The sequence below is a fragment of the Nostoc sp. genome, from assembly GCF_036917515.1.
In the GTDB taxonomy this organism is placed as follows: Bacteria; Cyanobacteriota; Cyanobacteriia; order Cyanobacteriales; family Nostocaceae; genus Nostoc.
In genome coordinates, this window is sequence record NZ_JBALDE010000190.1 from 1 (window position 1) to 23,386 (window position 23,386).

At 41.0% G+C, this 23,386-nt stretch carries 15 protein-coding genes and 2 pseudogenes; 8 read left to right on the plus strand and 9 right to left on the minus strand.

Features of this window, described 5'->3' with window-relative positions; translation table 11 throughout:
- Positions 1 to 163: 163 nt before the first annotated feature.
- Both V7K89_RS25355 and V7K89_RS25360 read right to left on the minus strand, forming a co-directional pair.
- Entirely contained in the window at positions 164 to 3,106 is a 2,943-nt protein-coding gene (locus tag V7K89_RS25355) for a hypothetical protein (RefSeq protein WP_335192087.1), read from the minus strand.
- A 92-nt stretch (positions 3,107 to 3,198) separates the two neighbouring features.
- Positions 3,199 to 3,507 (minus strand): hypothetical protein, encoded by a 309-nt coding sequence (locus V7K89_RS25360; RefSeq protein WP_335192089.1) that lies wholly within the window; start codon positions 3,505 to 3,507, stop codon positions 3,199 to 3,201.
- Positions 3,508 to 3,724: 217 nt separating this feature from the next.
- On the opposite strand from V7K89_RS25360, the pseudogene V7K89_RS25365 reads away from it, so the two are divergent.
- A pseudogene (locus V7K89_RS25365) lies at positions 3,725 to 4,300 on the plus strand (Uma2 family endonuclease).
- Positions 4,301 to 4,438: 138 nt separating this feature from the next.
- Here the strand turns inward: V7K89_RS25365 and V7K89_RS25370 are convergent.
- From V7K89_RS25370 to V7K89_RS25380, 3 genes are all read right to left on the minus strand, one after another.
- Positions 4,439 to 5,674, minus strand: a complete 1,236-nt coding sequence (locus tag V7K89_RS25370) for a DUF445 domain-containing protein (RefSeq protein ID WP_335192091.1) — start codon at positions 5,672 to 5,674, stop codon at positions 4,439 to 4,441.
- 139 nt (positions 5,675 to 5,813) lie between these two features.
- On the minus strand, positions 5,814 to 6,509 hold the full coding sequence (gene ubiE, locus V7K89_RS25375; RefSeq protein ID WP_335192093.1) for a bifunctional demethylmenaquinone methyltransferase/2-methoxy-6-polyprenyl-1,4-benzoquinol methylase UbiE: 696 nt from the start codon (positions 6,507 to 6,509) through the stop codon (positions 5,814 to 5,816).
- Between the two features lie 77 nt (positions 6,510 to 6,586).
- On the minus strand, positions 6,587 to 7,543 hold the full coding sequence (locus tag V7K89_RS25380) for a response regulator (protein WP_335192095.1): 957 nt from the start codon (positions 7,541 to 7,543) through the stop codon (positions 6,587 to 6,589).
- A 318-nt stretch (positions 7,544 to 7,861) separates the two neighbouring features.
- Here V7K89_RS25380 and V7K89_RS25385 point away from each other — a divergent pair, with 318 nt between their 5' ends.
- The 6 genes and pseudogenes from V7K89_RS25385 to V7K89_RS25405 all read left to right on the plus strand — a co-directional run bounded on the left by V7K89_RS25385 (position 7,862) and on the right by V7K89_RS25405 (position 17,192).
- Positions 7,862 to 8,950, plus strand: a complete 1,089-nt coding sequence (locus tag V7K89_RS25385; RefSeq protein WP_335192097.1) for a RuBisCO accumulation factor 1 — start codon at positions 7,862 to 7,864, stop codon at positions 8,948 to 8,950.
- A gap of 245 nt (positions 8,951 to 9,195) precedes the next feature.
- On the plus strand, positions 9,196 to 11,658 hold the full coding sequence (locus tag V7K89_RS25390; protein WP_335192099.1) for an ATP-dependent helicase: 2,463 nt from the start codon (positions 9,196 to 9,198) through the stop codon (positions 11,656 to 11,658).
- A gap of 179 nt (positions 11,659 to 11,837) precedes the next feature.
- Positions 11,838 to 12,059: a transposase family protein gene (locus V7K89_RS36070; RefSeq protein WP_442941758.1), complete on the plus strand. Its 222-nt coding sequence runs from the start codon at positions 11,838 to 11,840 to the stop codon at positions 12,057 to 12,059.
- Positions 12,060 to 12,134: 75 nt separating this feature from the next.
- Positions 12,135 to 12,413 (plus strand): annotated as a pseudogene (locus V7K89_RS25395) (transposase); the annotation flags it as partial.
- Positions 12,414 to 12,587: 174 nt separating this feature from the next.
- Positions 12,588 to 15,926 (plus strand): PAS domain S-box protein, encoded by a 3,339-nt coding sequence (locus tag V7K89_RS25400; RefSeq protein WP_335192100.1) that lies wholly within the window; start codon positions 12,588 to 12,590, stop codon positions 15,924 to 15,926.
- A gap of 171 nt (positions 15,927 to 16,097) precedes the next feature.
- Positions 16,098 to 17,192: a hybrid sensor histidine kinase/response regulator gene (locus V7K89_RS25405; protein WP_335192102.1), complete on the plus strand. Its 1,095-nt coding sequence runs from the start codon at positions 16,098 to 16,100 to the stop codon at positions 17,190 to 17,192.
- Positions 17,193 to 17,314: 122 nt separating this feature from the next.
- On the opposite strand, the gene V7K89_RS25410 is transcribed toward V7K89_RS25405, so the two are convergent.
- From V7K89_RS25410 to V7K89_RS25425, 4 genes are all read right to left on the minus strand, one after another.
- A complete protein-coding gene (locus V7K89_RS25410; protein ID WP_335192103.1) occupies positions 17,315 to 18,631 on the minus strand; it encodes a dihydroorotase in 1,317 nt (438 codons plus the stop codon).
- Positions 18,632 to 18,934: 303 nt separating this feature from the next.
- Positions 18,935 to 20,287 carry a histidine phosphatase family protein gene (locus tag V7K89_RS25415; protein ID WP_335192105.1) on the minus strand — a complete coding sequence of 451 codons (1,353 nt, stop codon included), beginning with the start codon at positions 20,285 to 20,287 and terminating at the stop codon, positions 18,935 to 18,937.
- Positions 20,288 to 20,699: 412 nt separating this feature from the next.
- Complete coding sequence (locus V7K89_RS25420) at positions 20,700 to 21,053, minus strand: hypothetical protein (RefSeq protein WP_335192107.1); 354 nt, start codon at positions 21,051 to 21,053, stop codon at positions 20,700 to 20,702.
- Between the two features lie 197 nt (positions 21,054 to 21,250).
- Positions 21,251 to 21,382 carry a hypothetical protein gene (locus V7K89_RS25425; RefSeq protein ID WP_335192109.1) on the minus strand — a complete coding sequence of 44 codons (132 nt, stop codon included), beginning with the start codon at positions 21,380 to 21,382 and terminating at the stop codon, positions 21,251 to 21,253.
- Between the two features lie 683 nt (positions 21,383 to 22,065).
- Here V7K89_RS25425 and V7K89_RS25430 point away from each other — a divergent pair.
- Positions 22,066 to 23,316 (plus strand): calcium-binding protein, encoded by a 1,251-nt coding sequence (locus tag V7K89_RS25430; RefSeq protein WP_335192111.1) that lies wholly within the window; start codon positions 22,066 to 22,068, stop codon positions 23,314 to 23,316.
- Positions 23,317 to 23,386 lie beyond the last annotated feature (70 nt).

Sequence of the window (23,386 nt, forward strand, 5' to 3'; positions counted from 1 at the left end):
GCAAATTAACCAAACCAATTATTGCATCTATTGCCCGAAGGCAATATATTTTAGAGGCACTATCTGTAGCCAGCTTTTAGAGAATTGGTATTAGAACTCAAAATTTGATGTTCCGAACTCAAAGTTTACTGTTTGGAACTCAAAGTTTGCTGTTCTAAGCCAACTACGCTTGAATAATAAAATCAGATGCCTTGAGAATTGGCGCACCAGTTAGAGTCACAAATAGACCACCGCTGCCGAAACCAGCCGTACTGCCATTTTCGTTATAGAACAACTGCCCACTCACAGGATCGTAGACAATTTTCGCCGTGCTAGTCCCCGCTGAAGAAGTGATTTCAAAATCACTCTCGTTACTAAAACCTATTCCTGGAACAGAAGTAATTGTATTAAAGGTAGTCTTATCCAGTACAATCTTGTCACTTTGTGTAGTGATTGCAAAAAATACACCGTAGAACCCATTAATACTATCTAGACCAACATCAGTGCTGTTAAAAACAGCATTGGTGTTGTAAAGGAATCTGTCAACACCTTCACCACCTGTGAGTACGTCATTGCCAGCACCGCCAACCAGAGTATCATCGCCAGCACCACCGATGAGGGTATCATTACCAGTTCCACCCCGCAAGAAATCATTGCCACCCTTGCCGTCGATGATGTCATCACCTCCTTGACCATTAATCACATCGTCGGAGTCTATAAAACCCGTAATGTTATTGTTAAGGTCATTGAGGAATGTAACGGTGTTCCGGTTAAACAGGTTAGTTTGAGTGGAGTTGGCATCGAAGACATCAAAACTGTCAACGATGCCCCTCTGGTTATCAAACAGGATATTGCCAATAGCTGGGCTGGTATCAGATGCTGGTAAATTATTCAAGTTTTCTAATTTGAAGTTTTCCAGAATGACTTTGGTATTGCTTACATCTTCAAAAGTGAATTCTAGATTATTGCCATTTTGATTTAATTGCAGATTTTTCGCAGTCAATCCTAATCTAGTAAAATCCAAGGTATCAACTTCAGCAATTACCGCCGCTGATGGATTTGAATCAATACCTATGCCACCAAAGTCGGTTATGGTGTCGATACCATCGCCTTTTGAGAAGATGAATTTGTCTCGACCACCATTACCAGTGAGCTTGTCGTTACCAGCTTTGCCCTCGATGATGTTGTTGTTGGGTGTGCCGATGAGGATATCTGCACTACTTGTGCCCGTGATCAATTTCTGGACAAAACCCAAAGTGGTGGTTGCCACTGCACTGGTGTTGCTGAAACCTTGCCTGTCATCGATAACAAACTCAATTGTGGTATTGGCACTGGTAGCTGTACTGTTGTAGGTAACGCTGCTGAGGACTTGTCGATAATTGGCAATGGTATCCGTGCCGCTAAGGGTAAGAGTACCTGTGGTGGGGTTGTAAATAGCCGTGATGTTGCCGATGGCAGTGGCATTGAGAGTTTCGGCAGCACCATTCAAGAGATTGATAATGGTGATAGTGGCACCTGCTAGGGTAGTGTCGTTGTCGCTGAGGGTGAAGTTGCTATCGATGATGGAGACGGGAGTGCCGCTAAAGGTGGTGCTAAAATCAATACCCTGTGAGTTGCCGTTGAGGTCGAGGACGGGAGCGCGGTTGCCTAACACCACGTAGGTTTGCCCTGAGCTGATGTCGTTGGGGTCGGCATATTCTGCCCCGATAATCAGGTCGTCAAGACCGTCGCCGTTGATATCTCCGGCACTGCTAACAGAATAGCCTGAACGGTCATCTGGATTGATGCCGTTGATGGCAAAGCCATTTATACCATTGAGCGTGGAGAGGTTGAGTTGGGCACCAAAACTTTCTTTGCTGCCAAACACCACGTAGGTTTGCCCTGAATTGGTGCCGTTGGGGTCGGCATATTCTGCCCCGATAATTAGGTCGTCAAGACCGTCGCCGTTGATATCTCCGGCACTGCTAACAGAGTAGCCTGAACGGTCATCTGGATTGATGCCGTTGATGGCAAAGCCATTTGTGCCGTTGAGGGTGGAAAGGTTGAGTTTGGCACCAAAACCCTCCTCGCTGCCAAACACCACGTAGCTTTGTCCTGAACTGGTGCCATTGGGGTCGGCAAAGGGTGCCCCGATAATCAGGTCGTCAAGACCGTCGCCGTTGATGTCTCCGGCACTGCTAACAGAGTTGCCTGAACGGTCTTCTGGATTGATGCCGTTGATGGCAAAGCCCGAGGTGCCGTTGAGGGTGGAGAGGTTGAATTGGTCATCAAAACCCTCTTTGCTGCCAAACACCACGTAGCTTTGCCCTAAGCTGATGTCATTGGGGTCGGCAATGGGTGCTCCGATAATCAGGTCGTCAATACCATCGCCGTTGATGTCTCCGGCACTGCTAACAGAGTTGCCTAAGGAGTCATCTTTATTGATGCCGTTGATGGCAAAGCCCGAGGTGCCGTTGAGGGTGGAGAGGTTGAATTGGTCATCAAAACCCTCTTTGCTGCCAAACACCACGTAGCTTTGCCCTGAATTGGTGCCATTGGGGTCGGCAAAGGCTGCCCCGATAATCAGGTCGTCAATGCCGTCGCCGTTGATGTCTCCGGCACTGCTAACAGAGTTGCCTAAGGAGTCATATGTATTGATGCCGTTGATGGTGAAACCATTAGTGCCGTTGACAGTGGAAAGGTTAAATTGGGTAGCAAAACTTTTCTTGCTGCCAAACACCACGTAGGTTTGCCCTGAGGTGATGCCGTTGGGGGAGGCACTATCCGCCCCGATAATCAGGTCGTCTATACCGTCGCCGTTGATGTCTGTGGCACTGCTAACAGAGTTGCCTGAGAAGTCATTTGGATTGATGCCGTTGATGGCAAAGCCCGAGGTGCCGTTGAGGGTGGAGAGGTAGAATTGGGCAGGAAAACTTTCCTTGCTGCCAAACACCACGTAGGTTTGCCCTGAGGAGTCGCCGTTGGGGTCGGCACCATCTGCCCCGATAATCAGGTCGTCTAAACCGTCGCCATTGATGTCTCCGGCACTGCTAACAGAGTTGCCTGAACGGTCATCTGGATTGATGCCGTTGATGGCAAAGCCATTTGTGCCGTTAAGGTTAGATAAGTTGAAAACTGAATTTGCCATGAGTGCGTCCTTTTGTTTCTATAACTAAAAATTTAAACAATTGAAAAAGTCAGAATGACTATTGAGTGTGAACACAATGAAATATACAACTTTTATATGGAACAGCTAATAAACGGGAGTTGCCACAGTGGTACAAATCTGAACTCGAAGTTTGGTGTTCTCTTCTCGAAGTTTAATGTTCCGAACTCGAAGTTTGATGTTTTGAACTCGGAATTTGGTGTTCTCAACTCGAAGTTTGATGTTCTCTTCTTAGAATTTAGTGTCTTGAACTCGGAATTTGGTGTTCTCAACTTTAAGTTTGCAGCTTCATAGGCGATCGCTTCTTTTATTAGTAGTTTCAAAGCTTCCTCTGGTGGTAACTGATCCAGATTTAGCTGTCCTAACCCTTCGTCTATCTCCACCACCGGACGTTGTAGAACAACTTGATACAGTCCACTCTGCTAGTAGAAGCTGAGAGAAAAAATATCAACTCTCATCTGCTGTTATCAGATAGATAACAGTGAAACAAATTTCTACATGATTGGAAATAGCTTTCTAGTAAGCATGGCAATTATTAGATGGTTAACCTAGTGTGTCAACCCAATGCTACGCTACAGTTAGCAAGATTAAGAGGCAATTATGACTGCCCTGATTCTGAACCTCAGCCCCACCATTGAATTAACAGATGAGCAGTTCTTCCAACTGTGTCAGAATAATTGAGATTTGCGACTTGAGCGCACGGCAGAGGGAGAATTAATTATCATGCCACCAACTGGATGGGAAAGCGGAAATCGAAATAGTAGACTTACACAACGCTTAGGTAATTGGGCTGATATTGATGGCCCAGGTTTAGCTTTTGATTCTTCAACGGGTTTTAAACTCCCCAATGGTGCAAATCGCTCTCCAGATGCATCTTGGGTCAGCCGAGAGCGATTAAAAGCCCTGAATCCAGACCCCGACAAATTTCTACCGATCGCTCCAGATTTGGCAGTAGAATTATGCTCTGCTTCACACAGCTTAAAGACTGTACAACAAAAAATGCAGGAGTATATTAATAACGGTGTGCGTTTAGAATGGCTGATTGATCCGCAAAACCAATAGGTGGAAATTTACCGTCCAAGGCAGAATGTTGAGGTTTTGCAATCGCCTACTAGCTTATCAGGAGAAAATGTATTACCTGGATTTGTGCTTGATTTGGCGCAGATTTTGAGTTAGGCGATCGCTTTTTACTCACATCTCTTCTCAAAAGGCGTAGGCGTAGCCCGTCGTAGACATCGCTCAATTCCCGTCATTTCATAGTTTGACGAAATTGCAACTATAATTTGATTAAATTTTACAAAGAAAAACAAAAAATTAATATTGACTTAATATTAAAAATACTGTTTGGAATAATCCCACAACAAAACCCAAAACACCACCTAAAGTCACAATCGCTTGCAATTCATTTTTGACAATTCCCTCAATTGCAGCTTCTAAATCAGCCGGTGAAGTTGATTTCACACGGTCAACTATCACTTCATCTATCGACAAAATTGGAATAGCCTGTGCCACAATTGCTTCTAAATCTTTTTCCAAATACTTCTCTAAAATTAAAGCCAACTCTTGACTCATAACTTCTAAAGAAGTATTGACAACGGGTGAAGTACTAAGACGATTCAGCAGCACTACAGCAATATTTTGCCAATCAACAGAATCAGTTAATCCTTGTAAAAAATCGCTGCCACTGTTTTGCAAGTAATGGCGGACACTTTCGCGGGTGGTCTTTCGTAGTTGACGCACCGTCCCCATTGGCAAGTTTTGTAATGATAAATTTTGTAGTAATTTCCGAATGCGATCGCGTATCTGCAAATCTTGAGTCAATTCCTGCAAGCGAGTATTAGCAGCCTCTTTTTCATCCAAACAAAAAGTTCGTAGGCGTGTAAGAGTATTACGTAAACCAAATAAATTTGCTACTACCCAATAAGTACCACTGGTTTTTTCACGGAAGCCTTCATCAATAATTTGAATTGTGCGATCGGTCAAAAAATCAACTATCGTTTGGCGCAGCATATCCGGCGGTAAAACTACTTGTAACAACCAATCAGCAAGTCGCGTAGCTTGTTCTTCACTCAGTTTAAATTCCAGCAATATCTGGTCAAAAATTTGATTAATCTGCACTTCCAAAAAATCTTCACGCCGCGCTAAAACCTTGAGCAATCGTGGCAAAGATTCTCCTAGTAAATCCCGCAAAATTCCCGCTACAATTTTGGCACTTTTCTCGTTTTTATCTGTTTTGATTTGTTCAATTGCCAAGCGCAACAACCAGAGAATTGCTGATTGCACGCGTTCTGTTTGCAACAAACGCCGCGCCAGATTTTGTAATTCTTGTGGTGTCAACAGTGACCCCATGATTGTATTGGAAATGTTTTTAGCCAGACGCTCCTGATTGCGGGGGATCAATCCAGGCGTGAAGGGTACTCTTTGTCCAGCGATATAAATTGCTCGGTAAGGACGGAACAACATTTTGATGGCTATATCATTTGTGAAATAGCCGATAATTCCACCCAGTACCGGGGGAGACACATAAAGCCAAAGATGAGACCAGTCCAAGGGAAGAATTAAAAAAGTTAGGAATAGAGACGCGATTAATCGCGTCTGTACAAGAGTGAGGAGTTAAGAATGATAAATTTAAAACGAGAATTTATCAGTACTGATAATTCATAATTTCTGAGTTATAACTCCTAACTCCTCACTCATTTTTGTTGACTACCAGCACTCCCATCATACCGTTCGCAATGGGGTAGTGTGTGGCAACAGCAAAACCAACTTGATGAGCTAACTTTATTTGCTCTTTGCCAATAGGAAAGCGATCTAAGCTAGGACTGATGTAAGCATATTCTTCTTTTAAGCCGAAATAATTGGCAACTGGTACCACGAAACCGTCTAGATACAACTGTTGAAAGGCACGTAGCTGAGGATTACTCGGTCGATGAAAGTCTAAAATTGCCGCTTTAGCTCCCGGCTTCAAAACACGGTATAACTCTTGGAGACTCCGGGGAATATCTTTAACATTTCTTAAACCATAGCCCATTGTTGCGGCATCAAATTGGTTGTCGTCAAAGGGTAAATTGAGGACATCAGCTTCTATCCAGCTGATAGTAGGTTGGGGGTACTGCCTTTGAGAGCGTTCTTTAGCGTTTTCTAGGAGGTTTGGGGAAAAATCTACACCGTATACCTGTCCTGTTGCTCCTATATGTCGTGCTAAACGTAAAGCTAAATCACCACTACCGCAACACAAATCTAATGCAGTATCTCCTGGTTTAGCTGCACTCCATTTTACTGCCATTTCCTTCCAGATTCGATGCTGTCCCAGACTCAACCAATCGTTCAACTGGTCATAAACTGGAGCAATACGGTTAAAAATGGACTGAATTTCGTTAGTCATTGGTCAATAAGTCATTAGTCATTAGTCATTAGTCATTTGTCAAGGATAAAGGACAAATGACAAAGGACAAATGACAACTATACAGTGGTTTGATGGCAACCACTACTAGTCAGAGCGATCGCCACTAATTGTGCTGATAAATTAATTAGCACTAATTCATCTTCTCGCAAAGTGCAAGGTTGTTTCCACTGGAGCGACAATACACCCAAAAGTTGACTGCGGTAGCTAATTGGGATCACTAAATGTGCTTGTACACCCGTATTTTTGTAGTGAATCGCATCAATTAATTTAGTGTCTTTCAGTACATTTAAGGAAACTTGCATTTGCCCCGTGGCGATCGCTTCCCTAGTTAGTGGGTCTTGAGGTAGCCAATTTTCTATTGTACCTGTATCGCTGTAAGTTCCTTGAGTTGCAACCAGAGTATTTCCATTTGTCAGTTGTAAAATACAGCCGTCTGCCCCAAAAGTTTCACTCACAGCCCTAGCAATGGGAGCGAGAGTTTCTTCTAAGCTAGAAGCAGCTTGAGTTACCTGTACCAAAACACTCAGCAGCGCCATTTGAGCATGAGCACGGCGTAATTCTTCTGTACGTTGCTTGAGCAAGTCGTAGGTTTCTGCTGCTCTTTGCACCACTGCTTTCAGTTCACCTGGGTCCCAAGGCTTGGTGATATATTTGTAAACTTGTCCGGCATTAATTGCTTCTACCAAGTCTTCTATATCAGTAAATCCGGTAAGAATAATTCTCACTGTATCGGGAAACTGAGGTACAGTCTTGCTGAGAAACTCAGTCCCTTTCATTTCTGGCATCCGTTGATCAGAGATAATCACTGCTACCTCCCCTTCTGCTGCCAAAACTTGTAGCGCGTTCACCCCACTATCAGCTTTGAGAACATTAAAGTCGCGTCGAAATGTGCGATAAAGTAAATCGAGATTATCTGGCTCATCGTCAACTACCAAGATTTTCAGCTTTTTTGGTCGTTCGAGAGTCATAACTTGAGATTGGACTTTATCAATTTCGAGATTAGGTTTATCCATAAGATATTTCCTTTAAATATTCACTCTCTTGTTATATTCCATACCAAGTTTAGTTGAGAATAGCTGAAAACTTCTAAGGTTTTATACGGAGTTATTTTGCATATTTGAGAACGCTAATAGCGATCGCTACAGAGGAAATTTGTCTAAAAATCTGAATTAAAAAATGTTGCGCTATAAAAACCAACTAAATTAGCGAAACTATGGCAGTTTCTATGGCAGTTTTGATCGTCGATGAGGTGTAGGTCTGGGTATAGATTAGAATAAGACTTGCTCATGAGGTGTTAATTAGCCTCTCAAGTTGAAGCTCGCACTCCGATTATGACTGATTTACCACCCAACACTCAGAATCCCGAAGATAATACTACCAATGATGTAGCACAAGAGTTACTGCGAAGGCTGAGGCAAAAACAAGGCAACTGGGTGGAATGGGGAACCGCGATCGCCTCGTTGTTAAAAATCGGTTACAACCCTCAAGAAATTTTTGAGGCGACTGGATTTGAGCCGATTCAACAAAACCAGGTGGTTGTTGGTTCTCAAGTTTACAATTCTTTAGAAAAGTTTGGAGTATCGGCAGAAACGCGATCACACTATGCCACACGCGGCAGCGATGTTTTATACGAGTTGCGTTTGCTTACTCAAGAAGAACGCGCCGCCGCTGCCGAACTGATCTTTGTCCACAAACTTGATGCCGATGAGGCAAAGGAAGTGGCAAAAGCAATTAAAGAATTCTCCTATTTCCGCACTCTACCAGAAGGATTTTCTGCTCATCCTGGAGATGCTGTTGCTCACCAAGCTTGGAAACTGGCACGCCAAAATGCAGATTTACAACAGCGATCGCGCCTAATCGCCAAAGGTTTGCGTTTTGCTCACACGCCTGGTGCAAGGCAAAAAATCGAACAGCTGCTGACTGATTTTACTACCGTTCCCCAGCGTCCAGCGCCAATTTTCCCCTTTTACCGTCTGGAATTTGAGGAACAGTTACCGCGTATTTTACCTGTGGTAGGCGAGTTGCCATTATCACGGCAAGACTTGCAAGCTGTGCCCATACTGACAGAAATGGAACCATTTCGGATGGTGAAGTTTTCTGGAGAGCAAGCTTGGGTACCTTTACCAGGTTGGCAAGTGCTATTGGCGGCAGAAGATCCAGTAGTAATTTTAACAAATAGCGATCGCTTCTCCAGCCAAACCCAGAGCCAAAGGGAGCCGGTCTTAGTTGTGGTAGATCGTGCCCAACGAGAATGGGATGTTTCTAGCTACTTTGTCGTTGAAAATGGTGGTGAATTAGATTTTCAGTGGTTTGAAACTGAGCCAGAAATTCCTCTACTAGGACAAATTATTATCATCGTGCGTCCTAAGAAAATTCTGGATGAAGAACTAACTAAGGATTCATGGCAGATTGATGAATAATTCAATTTTGGATTGAAGGAAAAATTTAAAATCAGCATGTAAACAAGACTACTATCAGCAATCCTATTTGATATGTGAGAATTGCAATCAGTAGCTCCCCGACTTCGTAAAAGTTGTCGGGGAGCTTGTTTCTCAGGAATGATTTAGGATTGCTATAGTAATTTGGGATTAAAAATCACAGCAGGTTATTCATATCTGCGGTTTAGTAATTACATTCAATATCTATTTAAAATATATAGTTTAATATGTCCGACTCTAAATTTACTGCTCCTGTTGTTCAAGAATTACTCGACTCAGAATTGTCTGAGCGATCGCTAATTCCTTCTTTGCAGGAGAAGATTCTCGCAATCCGCAATAGTCTCCGCCCTGGACAGCAGCAAATGGCTGATTGGCAATCTGGTCCTTTGGCTATTTCAGCCGTTCCTGGTGCAGGCAAATCTACTGGGATGGCGGCGGCAGCAGCGATCGCAATTGCACGTCAATATGAGCGTTCATCCTCCTATCGTCAGTTGGTAGTCGTTACTTTTACTCGCTCCGCTGCTGCCAATATTAAAGCGAAGATTCGGAAATTTTTACGAGATGATTTATCTCTACCTCAAACGGGATTTTTTGTCTATACCCTACATGGTTTAGCGTTGAACATCGCCAACCGCCATTCTAATTTGTCGGGTTTGCAGTTAGAAAATGTCATATTAATTACACCAACTCAAAGTCACCGCTTTATCCGAACGGCTGTAGAACAATGGATTGTAAATCATCCTGATGTATATTTGCGGTTATTGGAAGGTCATCAATTTGACGGAGAAGAGACAGAAAGGTTGCGTCGTCAATCAGTGCTGCGAACAGAAGTATTGCCGGAATTGGCTAATATGGTAATTCATGAAGCAAAAAGTTCTGGAATATCCCCAGAAAAATTGCGGGAGTGGAGTAAACAAACCACAGACGAATATGCAATTTTGAGTGTAGCGGCGGGATTGTACGAGCAATATCAAAACTTAATGCGATCGCGTGATTTTATAGATTACGACGATATGATTTTAGCCGCACTGCGCGTTTTAGAAAACGACAGTGCCCGTCACATTGAGCAAAACCAAATATTCGCTGTCTTTGAAGACGAAGCCCAAGATTCTAGCCCTCTTCAGACGCAGCTATTAGAAATTTTGGCGAGTAATCGGGAATATCAGCGAGAGAATTCTTTACTCCTAACTCCTAACTCAGCACGGGCTAAACGCCCCGCTGACGCTAACAGCACTCAGCACTCCCCACTAAATTTAGTCCGAGTTGGCGACCCTAACCAGGCAATTAACTCTACCTTTACTCCAGCCGATCCGATTTATTTCCGGCAATTTTGTGAAGAGTGCGAGCGCATCGAACGATTGGCAACGATGGATCGAGCTGGTCGCAGTACTAGAATTATTATTGAAGCTGCTAACTTTGCCCTCAAATGGATCAATAATCAATGGTTAGCAACAACTAAAACCAACAATAAACAACAGATTCCTGACAATCGACAAGTACCATTTCGTTTGCAGACAATTCGCCCTGTGGAAGTTGGCGATCCGCAAGCTAATGCCAACCCCGCACCCGTAGGACGAGGATTAGAACTTTATACACCGCGCGATATTCATCACACCGTTGAATTGTTATCTCAAAGGGTAATTGAGTTATTTGGTGAAGACCCAACAAAAAATAGTGCCGCGATTTTAGTCCGAGAAAATCGCCAAGGACGATGGTTAGCAGAGGCTCTAACACCTCTGTGCAAAGAGCATAAAATTACACTTTACGATGTCGGAGAACGCGATCGCCGTTCCCATGTCCCCCAAGAAATTTTGGCATTATTGCAATTTTGCGATCGCCCCCACTCCCCCGATTACCTCAAAGCCGCCCTAGAAGCATTAGTACAGCGCCAATTAATTCCTACCCAAGACCTCAACGCCCTTGCTAGTCTGCCAGAAGAGTTTTTGTATCCTGGCCCCCTAGCAACACCCCAGCCAGAAACAGAACAAAAAGCTGCCCGCTTATGTCGCAGTTTACTTCGCGCTCGCTTAGAACTACCTTTATACCAGCTAATTTCTTTTCTCGCCTTGACTTTAAATTATGACCAGGCAGAATTGGCAACTGCTGATAAACTCGCAGAACGGGTAAACCAGCAGATAGCTAGTAATAATTCGATGGGGGGAATGCTTTCAGCTTTAAGTGAAATCGTTAGTTCCGAACGATTTGAACCAGTGGAAACCGAGGATTCGGAAGAACGTTATACCCGTCGCGGTCAACTGACGATTATCACTATGCATAAAGCTAAAGGGCTAGATTGGGACTATGTATTTCTTCCCTTTCTGCACGAAAACTTGATTCCTGGCAGATTTTGGGTTCCTCCCCAAAGCCAATTTTTAGGCGATTTTACCTTATCAGAAGTAGCCCGCGCCCAAATTCGCGCTACTCTCCACGAAGAAGCTATCATACCGGATGTTAATCAGGCATGGGAGGTGGCAAAGAATTTGAAAACATCTGAAGAGTATCGTTTACTCTATGTTGCCATGACACGAGCAAAGCTTCTGCTATGGATGTCTGCGGCGCAGAAAGCTCCCTTTACTTGGAGTAAACCGGATAATTTACAAGAACAAGTGCCTTGTCCTGTTTTTCCAGCATTAAAACGCCAATTCCCTGAATGTGTGGTGAATTTAGCGGCAATGAGCAAACAAATATAAGTCATGGGACATTGGGCATTGGGCACAAGAGGCAGAGGTGCTGAGGGGCAGAGGGGAAAACTTGCTGCAACTCTCTCCTCTGTTCCCCTACTTCCCCAGGGCTGTTTCATTCCCTAAAACAGGTAATAATTGCAAGGGTTAAGGGGATAAAAATCATTGATGCTTCTCTGGTTGAACAATTGAAGCAAGTGGAAGATTTGAGAACAACTGATGGTCGAAGACATCCACTGTGGTTAGTATTAATGTTTGTAATAATGGGCACAATGAATGGATGTGTTGGATATCGTGGATGGGGAGATTTTGTTAAACGGCATCGTCGGGTATTAATAGAGAAGTTTGGCATCCAAAAACATGGAGTATCATCTTATCCGACGTGTAATCATGGGAGTAGACTTCGATAAACTGGCGGAAAAATTTAATACCTGGGCACAAAATTATGTGATTTAGGGATATCAGAATGGTATGCGACAGATGGTAAAAGAGGATTGCAATTAGTTACAAAATCTAAAAATAAAATTAAAAATCGTTTGGTAAAACTAATTGATAAAATTTTGTTACGTAAACGTGCCGTGATTGAGTCCGTCAATGATCATCTGAAAAATATATGTCAAATAGGACACTCTTGCCATCGTAGTCCATTTAACTTTTTGGTTAACTTGATGGCTGGTTTAGTTGCTTATAACTATTTGCCTAAAAAACGTTTAATTGACATTTACCCAAAAGATTCGCCTGCATTACCTCCTGCGATTTTTTAGTTCCGTCGAACTCATGTTAAAAATGTATGGAGTTTATTACAAATAATATAAAATTTTAATAAAAAATTAGAAGAAAATAATCATAGAAAATACTGATGCTTTTTGATTTATTATAAGCAAAAATATTACTTGCATCTTTTTTAGAAATAATTTTATTTCAGACATCTATACATAATGTTTATTAACTCTCTCATTTCTGATAATTTACAACAGACAATCATTCGCCATCCGCTTGTTGTTAGCTCTGAGATTATGCTTCCAGATGTGATTGCACTAATCAATGAAACATCAGGTAATCATGATAGCTTGGCAATCAAAGATAGTAATTGTTTGACCAACTCAGCTAAAGATATAGCTAGCAACACATCTCAAGCCACCAGTTGTGTTTTAGTTATAGAAAACTCGCAGTTAGTGGGAATAATTACGCAACGAGATTTAATTAAGCTGACAGCACAAAATAAAAATATAGAGGGTATCAGTGTTGCCCAAGTGATGACCAGAGAGTTAATAACATTGAGGTTAAAAGATTTTAAAGATGTTTTTACTGCGTTACATTTGCTGAGGCAAAATCGGATTTGCCATTTGCCTATTGTTGGGGATCAAGGAGAATTAATTGGATTAGTTACTCCTACCAGTCTGCTGGCAGTTTCTATTCTACAAGCCGAACTTTACAATCATACACGAGTTAAACTTGTAGAACGCCAGAAAATCGAGGCAGAACTGCGATTAGAGCGTAATTTTGTTTCTGCTGTTTTGAATCTAGCAGATGCTTTAGTTATTGTATTAGATTTTCAGGGAAAAGTTCTTCGCTTTAACTATACTTGCGAACAAGCTACGGGTTACACATTTGATGAAGTTAAAGGAAGATTTGTTTGGGATGTGCTGCTGTTACCTGAAACAACACAATGTATCCAAGATATTTTTCAAAATTTAGCCAATAAAGAATTTCCCCAACGTTACGAAACTTCTTTAGTTAGTAAGGATAGCGATCGCCGCTTAATTTCTTGGTCAAATAAAGTTTTACTTAATCGGGATAATCAAGTTGATTATATTGTTTGTACAGGTATTGACATTACTGAAAGCCGAAAAGCACAAGAGGAACTCCAGCAGACTCGCAACTTTTTACAGTCGATGATTAATAACCTGCCTGTAGCCGTCTTTGTTAAAGATGCTAAACCAGAAAGTTTTGGGACATTCAAGCTTTGGAATCATACCTGCGAAAATATTTTTGGCATTACAGCGGAGCAGACTATTGGTAAAACAGATTACGAATTATTCCCAAAAGAACAAGCAGACTCTTTCTGCCAAAAAGACCTAGAAACTTTTGCTAGCAGTGTACCTCAAGATATCTCTGAAGAACCTATTGACAGCCCTAGTTTTGGTAAAAGAATTTTACACACGACTAAAATTCCTTTGTATGATAAAGATCAACAACCCGAATATCTATTGTGTATTTCTGAGGATATTACAGAATACAAACGAGCAGAAAAAAATCTGCAACAAGCAAAAGAGCAATTACAAACGGTTTTAGATGCAGTACCTGGGTTTGTTTCTTGGGTAAATTCTGATGGACATTATTTAGGGGTTAATCACCATTTAGCTGAAAGTTTTAACTTGACTACAGATGCTTTTGTTGGTCAAGAATTGGGCTTTATGGAGAATAGCCCGCAATTTACAGAATTTATGCGTGAATTTTTAGCTAGGCAAGATTTAGCAGATTCTAAGGTTATTGATACCCAAATCAATGGTAAAATATGCAATTATTTGCTTGTAGCTCAAAAATATCAACAAAACACAGCTGCTGTTGCAATTGGAATTGATATTACAAAACGTAAACAAGCTGAAATAGCCTTACAAAGTTTGATAGAAAGTACAGCTTCTACGACTGGACGTGACTTTTTCCCAGCATTAGTTGAGCATATTTCTTCTACTTTAGATGTCCGTAACACCTTAGTAACTGAGTTAATTGATGGGCAAGCTTACACTTTAGGATTTTGGTCTGATGGGCAGTTACAACCCAATATTTGCTATGACCCAAAATCAACTCCATGTGAAATTTTGCTCAAGCAAGGATTTTACTACTGTAGTTCGAGAATTCAGCAACTCTTTCCTAATGCTAAAAGATTAGCTGCTATGGAAGCTGAAAGTTCTATGGGAGTTATTTTGAGTGATGATTTTGGTCAACCAATTGGCTCACTATGCATAGTGGATGACAAACCCATACCTGACCAACATAAATTTGAAGGAATTCTCAAAGTATTTGCAGCCAGAGCATCTGCTGAACTGCAAAGGCAACGAGCACAAGAAGCTCTACAAAAACTCAATCAAGATTTAGAAGTCAGGGTTAAGCAACGCACTTTAGACTTACAACAAAGTGAGGCAGAACTTAGAGCTATTTTTAATCAAGCAGCTGTGGGAATTAAACTAGAAACTTTAGATGGTCATTTTCTTAAAGCTAATCAAAAGTTGTGTGAAATTTTAGGCTATAGCCAAGAAGAAATACTAAAGAAAAACTTCAAAGATATCACACATCCAGAGGATATACAAATCCATCTAAATCATTTACAAAATTTAATAGCAGGAAAGCTAGAAACATTCTCCATTGATAAGCGTTATTTACATAAAAATGCTGATGTAATTTGGATAAATTTAACGGTTTCTCTAATTCGAGATCCGATTGGTAAACCTATTTACGTGATCGGTGTAGTTAAAGATATACGCGAACAGCAAGCTGCGCTACGCGAACGCAAACAAGCTGAAGAAAATATTTGTAAAGCTTTAGTAAAAGAAAAAGAACTCAGTGAGTTGAAATCTCGTTTCATTTCTATGACCTCCCACGAGTTCCGAACTCCTTTAGCTGTGATTGCTTCCTCTGCTGGAATCTTAAAAAGTTTTAGTCATAAACTAGATGAACAACAAAAGCATAAACATCTCCAGTGCATTCAGACTTATGTTAAACACACAACTCAACTATTAGATGATATTTTGCTAATTAATAAGGCTGAAGCTGGAAAATTGGCATTTGAACCAACTTGTATTAATTTAATTAATTTCTGTCGTTCTTTGGTAGAGGAAATTCAACTTAGTTCTTCCAAGCATACTCTAGCCTTTTCTCCTCAGTACTTGGGTAACTCATCAACAGATGATCGCTTTATAGCTTGTATAGACAAGAAACTTTTGCGACAAATACTGAGTAATTTGCTTTCAAACGCTGTCAAATACTCACCAGATGGTAGCAATATTCAAATTGATTTATTAGTTCAAGATGAAAGCGCAGTTTTTCTAATTCAAGATGAGGGTATTGGTATTTTACCAGAGGATCAACAGAATTTATTTGAACCATTCTACCGAGCTAGTAATGTTGGTAATACGCCAGGAACTGGATTAGGTTTGGCAATAGTCAACAATTGTATAAACCTTCATCAAGGAAGAATTACCTTCGCTAGCCAGGTCGGAGTCGGTACGACATTTAGGATAGAACTGCCACTACTTATAAGTGAATTCCTTAATTAAAAATATCTAATATGTTATTAGTAAATAATTTTAGGGAACAATGCTAAAAAAAGCTCAATCAAATGTTAAGCGTGATCGCTACTTGAGTATTCTACAACAAGCTAGGTCAGAAATTGCAATACCATATCATCCAAGACCAATAAAATAAAACTGATATTTTTATCTTTACTAATGATGAACACAATTTTAATTATAGAAGACGAGCCCCAAGTAAGGGGAAACATTCAGGAAATTTTACAACTTTCTGATTTTGAAACTTTGATAGCTGCAAACGGTAAGATTGGATTAGAAATTGCTCAAGCAAAATTCCCAGATTTAATTATCTGTGACATTATGATGCCTGAATTAGACGGCTATAGCGTGCTGTCTGCTTTACGTCAAAATGAAGCAACCATCAATATTCCTTTAATATTTGTTACTGCTAAATCAGAGCGTTCAGATTTTCGTAAAGGAATGGATTTTGGGGCTGATGATTATTTGACTAAACCATTTACTCCTGAAGAACTACTCAATGCGATCGCTTCTCGTCTTGATAAACACGCCTTGGTTGAACGCCAAACTCAAGCCAAACTAGACGAACTCAGAATGAATATTGCTCACTCATTACCTCACGAACTGAATACACCTTTAAATGGTATTCTCGGCATGTCACAATTGTTAATAGAAAGTTGTGGCATCATACCTGACTCTGAAGAAGTCGAAATTGCCGAATTAATTTACAGATCCGCCAATCGCTTGAATGCATTAGCTCAAAAGTTTTTATTATATAGTAATCTGGAATTAATAGCTAAAAGCCCTGATAAAGTTCGTCAAATAAAAGGAAAAAATGATAGATGTTTTGCTGAAAAAGTTATTAGTGAAGTTGCTCTCAAAAAAGCTATAAAAAACTGTAGACAAAAAGATTTAAAGCTAGATATCCAAGAATCTACAATACAATTACCACAAGAGAATTTAAGTATTCTGATTGAAGAATTACTTGAGAATTCTTTTAAATTTTCTTTACCAAGCAGCGAAATTCAAGTTCTGAGTAAAATAGAAGGTAATAAATTTAATTTATATGTAATTGATAATGGCAAAGGAATGACAATTGAAGAGATTAATAAAATTGGAGCCTTTGTACAATTTAATCGAAAGTTATGGGAACAACAAGGCTCTGGCTTAGGGCTGGCTATTGTTCAGCATATAGTTAAATTATATGGTGGTAAATTTACAATTGCTAGTATTCCTGAAAAAGGAACTACTGTAAGTGTTAGTTTGCCTTGCTAGGGGATGCTTACAAATATAACTACAGTCAAATAGAAATTTACAAAATAGTAATTCAGGGAGTAAAGGAGTCTACTGAATCTTTTAGAGGATTAGTTATATTCCGTAGTTTTAAGTATGCTTTTTCAACACCAAGTTTGCACAACATGACCCTTCAACTGTTGTCCTAACCAAGGTGTATTTTGTGAAAGTGTATAGAGACTTTTACGTTCGACTTTCCAGGTTTGCTGGGGATCGAATAAAGTAAGTTCTGCTGGTTGATGAGGTATGATCGCACTTACTTTTTGTCCCAAACACTCGGCTGGATTGCTACTCAACGCTCGCCATAATTCTAAAGCTGTAAATTCCTCAGTTTCAACGAGATATTGCCACAGCAAAGGTAATGCTAGTTCTAAACCAATTGCCCCGGCGGGTGCTTCGGCAAAGGCTTGGACTTTTTCTTCGTAGCTGTAGGGTGTGTGATCGATAGCGATCGCATCGATTACACCTGCACGTACCCCTGCACGCAATGCCGCCACATCACTGGGATTACCTAAAGGCGGATCTAAATGCAAGCTGGTGTGATAACTCTTAACTGCTTTGGTATCAAGTAAAAGGTGCATCCAAGTGGTGCTGGCGGTGATCGGTAAACCAGTCGCTTTCCCTGAAGCAATTAATTCCACGCTGCGAGCTGTGGAGACACGCATGATATGGACTGGTGTGCCGATGGCTGCAACCAATTCAAGCATTGCTGCAATAGCGGTAGTTTCAGCGCTGGTGGGTATTGGGGGTAAACCAAAACGCAGAGCATCTGTTCCTTCTCTCATCACACCATTGGCTGTTAACTGGTGATCGCTAGGCCAAAATGCTACTGGTTTACCCAATGGCTGGAGATACTCTAACACTCTCTGCACCAGCGCCAAATTTTCTAAGGGCTTACTATCAGTAAAACCAACAACTCCAGCAGACGCTAAATCTGCTAATTCCGTCATCTGCTTCCCAGCAATATCTACGGTGATAGCACCCCAGAGATGAAGCAAGGGGAGAGGAGAAGACAAGGGAGAGGGAGGAGATAAGGGAGAAAAATTGCCCCCTTGTTCCCCTTGTTCCCCTTGTCCTCCTCTCTTCTGCTGCAACTGTGCCACAAGTGCAGGGTTATCAATAACTGGGGATGTATCGGGTAAAATGCTAACTCTAGTAAAGCCGCCAGCAGCAGCAGCCTGTAAGAAAGACAAGAGAGTTTCCCGTTCTTCAAAGCCAGGTTCACCAGAGTGGCTGTACAAATCTACTAATCCAGGGCCGAGAACTAATCCCTGACAATCTTTGATTTGAGTATCAGAACTGATATCAGAAATGTGCGAAGCCACTTCTCGAATATAACCGTCAGCAATCAGCACATCAGAGAGTTCATCGATTTCAGAAACTGGGTCAATCATTCGTACTTTTTGCAGCAGTTCAGTCATAAAAGTTTTTAGTTATGAGTTAAGAATTTAAGTAGGTAGGCATAATTAAACATAAAGTAAAATCTTAGTTCGTAGCGAGCGATTCACGCTCAAAGCAAGGATTATTAAGACCAAAGTCCTTACCCAACCGGAAGGTTAGCCTCTCCCTTTAGGAGAAGACTGCGCTAACTCACTACAAACTTTAATTTATTTACGTCTAGCTACTTATGAGTTATTTGTTCTTCAGTATTGCTTCTAACTTTATTCCTCACTCCTAACTCCTCACTTAGCACGGGCTAAACGTCCCGCTGACGCTAACAGCACTCACAATGCCCCTGCTGCTGTTTTATCTAGTACGCCTCCACCCAAGTGAGTGGTGATGTTCATCGCTTGCAGTACTGGTAAACCATCGATGCCAGCAGGGTAGTCGATAACACTGACTGCACCATTACCCTGACGAAAACTCCAGAAATTTTCCAGCGATAAACCCAGAATGTGACAAAGCAAGGTTTTATTAGTAGCGTCATGAGCTACTACTAATACAGTTTTGAATTGATTATTTGATGCTGTTTGCAGAATTGATTGCCAAGCTACAACGCTGCGCTCCCACACTTGTTGCAAATTCTCCCCTTCAGGCATTTGCACTTGCGTTGGTATCGTCCGCCATCGCTGCAACTCTCCCGGAAACTCTTGCTCTATCTCTATTTCTAATTTTCCTTCCCACAGACCATGACTGATTTCTCTTAAACCATCTTGCAATTCTAAATTTACATTCGGATGTTGTTTTAAGATAATCTCTGCTGTTTCTTTAGGGCGCAGCATTGTGCTACTGACAGCAAAATCAATTGCTATTTCTTGGAGAAATTCGCCTGCTTTTTGCGACTGTTGTCTACCGTTATCGTTGAGGGGGACATCAATTTGTCCTTGAAACCTAGTTTGGCGGTTCCAGTCGGTTTCACCGTGACGCACTAGTAACAATCGTACTCCTTGATGATCCGGTCGAAATGAGGGTAGAGTTTCTCCAGTGTGTTGCGTCTGATTTAAGGATTCTAGCTGGACTGGTTCGCCCAATCTTTCAGCAAAATTTAATATGGTGATGCCACAGTTAGATTGCTGTACTGAGTGGTAGCGACTGGGAGGGATTCCTAGCGCTGTGCTAATCAGGGCGCGATTAATTCCGTTATGTCCGACGATGAGAATAGTTTCACCTTGATGTTGGGACAAAATTTCTTGCCAAAACTGCCGTGCTTGTTCGTATAAAGCAAGAACGGGAAAATGTTCTCTTGTTCCTTGTGCATCATTAAGCAGCATTCGCAGTTCGTCCGGGTGTTGATGCCAAGTATGGTAATCTTCGGCAAATTTTTGCTTGACTTCACTAGTCAGCAGTCCTTCCCATAAAGGTAGGTCGATTTCTAGCAGCAAATCAGAAACTTGGAGTACAGTAGATTGTTTAGCCTGAGTAGCTAACTCACTATAAATAATATCTGCTGTGTGTTTCGCTCGTTGCAAGGGACTACTGTAAATCGTATTAAATAAGATATTGCTAAGGGCTTTGCCTAATTTACCGGCATCTTTACGACCTTTTTCGGTTAATGTTGACGCATCAGTGCGTCCTTGAATACGCCGCTCGGTGTTATAACTACTTTGACCGTGGCGCACAATGATGACACGAGTCATCTCAAAGCCCTCCTCTGATCTTGACGATTAATTTTACTGCAAAACGATTGCATAATTATCGACTCAGGAAGGCGGATTGAGTTGAGTGTAAAACTTTATCCTGTTAGAGAAGGCAGGAGGAGCAGCAAAAACTGCTGTTGTCTGAACGATGTTTTTTAATAAAGCTGTTTTGATTTAAGTAAAAATAGTAAGAATGAAAATGAGCTAGGCACAATTCCGAAATTGTGCCTAGTACAATATCTAACCTAGTAAAGAAAAGTTCATAGTAAGCACTTTAGTGCTGAGAATATTAAACACTAAAGTCCTTACTAAGAACTTGTTGACCTTACTAATTTAAACTTAACAGACTATTAGTAAGGATTTTCGGAAACGCAAAATTAGTTAAAACTACAGTGTCAGCCTTTATAGCTGATTATTCTCTCCTTATATCTAACTGTACTTGCAGTCCATCATTATCATTCCCTGACTGAGCCGGTGTTAAGAAAACTGAATTGTCTGACTGTGATAATGTTTCGTTAAAGCGAATTGGGGTTGGAGCTTTATTGTCTCTTCTATTATTGTTGGAAATACTTGCTGGATTCTTTTGCTCAAAAAAACTTCTAAAGTCATCTTGGGCTGTTTTCCGATCGATTCCAACTAGAGAATCACCACTCAATCTGTATTGTCCGAGATTTGAGTTTGTTACTGGCGACTGAGCGTAGACTTGGCTTCCTAAGCTTGCAAAGGCTGCCGTAATCCCCAAGAACGCAATAATTTTGGCGTTCATTTGTTTTATCCAAATTATTTTTAATATTGCTTGTCTCTTATTCTCTAGGAAAAATACTTTGATTAACTCTATCGTTAGGTCAAACTATAATAATTTTATTGCGTATATACTTAGGGTGTCAATAATTTTTGCTGTTTTAGGCATTAGCAAGCTATAACGAATCGCATCTCTTTGGAAGTTGGATTATCTGGTTGAGTTTATGTGTGATCGCAGTTAAGTTCGTTGCCAGATACCAGCACTAAGTTAAGGATATTTAACAATGGCAGCAGAGCGTTCGCACTCTGCACGGAAAGTCCTAAGATTGCGTAGGCGTAGCCTGTCGTAGACATTGCAAACAAACAAGGCGCTTTCTCACTACCAGCGACATTAATCTAAATATTCAATGCGATCGCAGTTAAGTTCGTTGAGATATAGCCAGCATTAAATTAGGGATGTCAATAGGTATAACCGCATTCCCTCCCTTCTTTAGTCGCAATCATTGTCTGACTACAAGCCGATGAAGCGTCTACACATCTAATTTGGGACTTGCACAATATAAGCGATGGCTACAATGCTCACTGAATTTGGCGTACCACTTTGTAGAAAGTGCCTTTGGTCATGTGATTGATATGTGCTTTGAAGGCAGAAGCAGTAATGTCTGCGCTGCAAATTTCTTGGTTACAAGCGCTATACCAATTGGTAATAGCTTTTAGCAAGAGAAAAGAAGACACATTAATAGTGCATAAATCAAAATATTTTTACGTAAATTTATTACTAAATAATGTGAAAAATATACAAAGATGTGTCTGGAAGCAAAGACATCTAAGTAAATACGGTAGTATATGGTCAGTGTAGGTTATTGAAATGTTCTGTATTCTTAAATTAAATACTTACGCATAATTGTTTACAAAAATGTATAAAAGTGTATTTGCAAATGCAGATTAACTATTGACTATTTCCTCTTCTAGTAGAATTTAGGCACTGGCAAAAAACACTGAAATTACTGAAAAATAGATTGAGGTAGGTAAAAATTATGGCAAATATCATTGTTGGAACAAAGGGTAATGATACTTTATTCGGCGATGGCAACGGCAACACCTTAACTGGTGGAGGCGGCAACGATATTTATGACTCCAGCTACGATAGTACTTATACTATCACCGATTTTGGTGGAGTAGGTAAAGGTGTAAACCCCTCAGCAGCAGTCATTGCCGAAGTAGACATCCTAAATTTCGCTGGGAGCGACTATGGCTTAACTGCTCGAGATTTAGTGCTGACCCAGAATGGCAGCAATCTAGAAATCACCTTTGATGCGGACGATAGTCCCAAACTCATCCTGCAAAACTTTGCTTTAGAAAACCTGGATAACCTCGGCAAATCAACAGGAGCAACTGTCAACTCGGGCAATATCCTGTTTTATGAACAAACTACCATTACTGACAGCTTTGATGTTTTCAATGCTAACTCCACCCAAAGCACAATCTTCAACTTAAACACAGTCACCTTCCTTAACGATCTGAACAATAATGTTAGCGGCTTTGACAACTCAGATGATGTCATTAATGGTCAGGGGGGTGATGATCTTATTGACGGCAAAAGTGGCAATGATTTACTGCGGGGTAGCGCAGGTAATAATACTTTGATTGGTGGTGTGGGCGATGATATCTTAGATGTTAAATATTCAACAGGCAACAACATTCTCAACGGTGGCACTGGTGAGGATTACTTGAATGCTGGGGCAACATCCGGTAATAACGTGCTATTTGGTGGCGATGGCAATGATACTCTCTTCACCTCTTACGTTTCTCAAAACCCTAATGATTATACAGCTTCATCAGGCAATAACACCCTCAACGGTGGCGCTGGTGACGATTACTTGGATGCTAAGTCTCCATCCGGCAATAACCTGCTATCAGGTGGCGATGGCAATGATACTCTCTCTACTTCTGGAGTTTTTACTTATAGAGCAGCTCCTAATTTTATCTCATCAGGCAATAACACCCTTAATGGTGGCGCTGGTAACGATTACTTGATGGCTGAGGCAACATCCGGCAATAACCTGCTATCTGGTGGCGATGGCAATGATTATCTTGATATCTCTGGTATTCCCACTTACTACGATCTTATAGACTTGTCTTCAGGCAATAATACTCTCAACGGTGGTGCTGGTGACGATACTTTGAGAGCTGAGGATTCAACAGGAAATAACTTCCTCTTTGGGGACTATGGCAATGATTCCTTCTATCTAAATTTAGAAAATCGGTGTTGCATAATAAAGGGATGAGGAGAGGGTTCATACTGTGCATTGTCCATACTGTAAGTCTACGGAGATTAGAAAAAATGGAAAAAGAAGA

Coding starts and splice junctions, on each gene's coding strand:
- V7K89_RS25410 (WP_335192103.1), bottom strand. CDS start 18,631: ATGACTGAACTGCTGCAAAAAGTACGAATGATTGACCCAGTTTCTGAA.
- V7K89_RS25385 (WP_335192097.1), top strand. CDS start 7,862: ATGACTGATTTACCACCCAACACTCAGAATCCCGAAGATAATACTACC.
- V7K89_RS25390 (WP_335192099.1), top strand. CDS start 9,196: ATGTCCGACTCTAAATTTACTGCTCCTGTTGTTCAAGAATTACTCGAC.
- V7K89_RS25430 (WP_335192111.1), top strand. CDS start 22,066: ATGGCAAATATCATTGTTGGAACAAAGGGTAATGATACTTTATTCGGC.
- V7K89_RS25405 (WP_335192102.1), top strand. CDS start 16,098: ATGATGAACACAATTTTAATTATAGAAGACGAGCCCCAAGTAAGGGGA.
- V7K89_RS25420 (WP_335192107.1), bottom strand. CDS start 21,053: ATGAACGCCAAAATTATTGCGTTCTTGGGGATTACGGCAGCCTTTGCA.
- V7K89_RS25380 (WP_335192095.1), bottom strand. CDS start 7,543: ATGGATAAACCTAATCTCGAAATTGATAAAGTCCAATCTCAAGTTATG.
- V7K89_RS25425 (WP_335192109.1), bottom strand. CDS start 21,382: ATGTCTACGACAGGCTACGCCTACGCAATCTTAGGACTTTCCGTGCAG.
- V7K89_RS25400 (WP_335192100.1), top strand. CDS start 12,588: ATGTTTATTAACTCTCTCATTTCTGATAATTTACAACAGACAATCATT.
- ubiE (WP_335192093.1), bottom strand. CDS start 6,509: ATGACTAACGAAATTCAGTCCATTTTTAACCGTATTGCTCCAGTTTAT.
- V7K89_RS25355 (WP_335192087.1), bottom strand. CDS start 3,106: ATGGCAAATTCAGTTTTCAACTTATCTAACCTTAACGGCACAAATGGC.
- V7K89_RS25415 (WP_335192105.1), bottom strand. CDS start 20,287: ATGACTCGTGTCATCATTGTGCGCCACGGTCAAAGTAGTTATAACACC.